Source organism: Xenorhabdus miraniensis, assembly GCF_002632615.1.
The window spans coordinates 1-1,241 of record NZ_NITZ01000083.1; the positions used below are offsets into that span (position 1 = coordinate 1).

The following is a 1,241-nucleotide window of genomic DNA, read 5'->3' on the forward strand; positions in this document are numbered from 1 at the left end:
CTTTTTAGGTCTACTCTAGTCTATTGCAATCAACATGCACCGAGGGGCATAATCAGGGGCACCTACACTTCTATTTTAAATGTGCCCCTTATAATGAAACTAAACGCACGACAGATCGAGACTGCAAAACCCAAAGAAAAAACCTACAAACTCGCCGATGGTGGTGGTCTCTATTTAGAAGTCACTACGCGTGGCTCGAAGTACTGGCGTATGAAGTACTACCGCCCTACGGATAAAAAAGAAGACCGATTGGCGTTCGGTGTCTATCCGGCTATCTCTTTAGCTGATGCTCGCACCAAACGAGATGAAGCAAAAAAGCTAATTGCTCAGGGTATTGATCCCAAAGCTGAGAAAAAAGACGCACATGCTGGAGTAAAGGGAAAACATACCTTTGAAAAAATCGCCCGTGACTGGCACGCCAGCAACAAACGCTGGAGCGAAGATCACGGCAACCGCATTCTACGCAGCCTCGAACATTATATTTTTCCTCATATTGGCAGGCTTGATATTTCCACTTTACGGACAAGCCAGCTTTTAGCCCCAATAAAAATCGTTGATGCTGATGGAAAACATGACATTGCCCAGCGACTGCAACAGCGCGTAACTTCCATCATGCGTTATGCTGTCCAGAACGATATTCTTGATTCCAACCCGGCTAATGATATGGCTGGCGCACTTTCCACTGTTAAATCCAAACATCATCCCGCCCTACCTCATGAACGTTTACCTGAATTTTTGAGCCGACTTTCTCGCTATCGTGGACGCTTAATCACCCGTATCGCAGTCGAGCTGACTTTATTAACGTTCGTCCGTTCCAGTGAATTGAGATTTGCCCGTTGGGAAGAACTTGACCTTGAAAATGCAGTCTGGAAAATTCCCGCCATAAGAAAAGCCATTGAAGGTGTGAAATTCTCTGAACGGGGCATGAAAATGAAAACCGAGCATATTGTGCCGTTAAGTTGCCAGGCTGTTACTCTGTTCAAATCACTGCATGTACTGAGTGGTGATTGTGAAGTCATGTTCCCTAACGATCACGATCCCACAAAGGTTATGAGTGAAAGTACTGTTAATAACGCCTTGCGTGGCATGGGCTACGATACCAAAATCGATGTTTGCGGGCATGGGTTCCGAACAATGGCTCGCGGTGCGATGGGTGAATCAGGATTATGGAACGATGACGCCATCGAACGCCAGTTAAGCCATGTAGAAAGAAAAAACGTCAGAGCCGCCTATATTCACAC

General features: G+C 46.0%; 1 protein-coding gene. It reads left to right on the forward strand.

Going from position 1 to position 1,241, the window contains the following annotated elements; genetic code table 11:
* Nucleotides 1-93: 93 nt before the first annotated feature.
* The coding region (locus Xmir_RS22120) for a tyrosine-type recombinase/integrase (RefSeq protein ID WP_099116106.1) at nt 94-1,241 on the forward strand (1,148 nt) is incomplete at its 3' end.